General features: G+C 42.5%; 1 protein-coding gene. It reads right to left on the reverse strand.

The features are described from left to right. Window positions 1-229 precede the first annotated feature (229 nt). On the reverse strand, window positions 230-435 hold a 206-nt coding region (locus ETC02_RS17015), incomplete at its 5' end, for a transposase (protein ID WP_171698032.1).

A 435-nucleotide genomic window follows, 5' to 3' on the forward strand; every position in this document is an offset into this window, starting at 1 on the left:
TTTGGCTGTTGGGTGTCGTTACCTCAATGATGGCCGAAAACAACGGGGGTGGCAAGCTTTTTTTCTTCCAACCGTTGAAACTCAAGGGAAAACCGTGAGTGTGGAGGATAAACTTTTGACAATACCTGGAAAAGAAGGGGGGGAATGTATGGCCAAACGTTGCGATCGACGCGATTGACGGCTGGGAAATTGAAAAAGATGTGTGAGTTATATAAGTTGAATTAAAGATTTACAACTGAACACACAAACGATCGATCGTTTGTTCTGGTTTCTGGTTGATTCGCTGAATAAAGGCTTGGACATTCTTTCTAATTTCTTGCACACTCGAATAGAACACGTTGTAAATCACGTCTGATTTCAGCCATTTCCATAGCCCTTCAATCAAGTTCAATTGCGGACTGTATGGTGGCAAAAAGACGAGCTCTAACCGATCTT

This window comes from Geobacillus sp. DSP4a (assembly GCF_013096875.1).
GTDB lineage: Bacteria > Bacillota > Bacilli > Bacillales > Anoxybacillaceae > Geobacillus > Geobacillus thermophilus.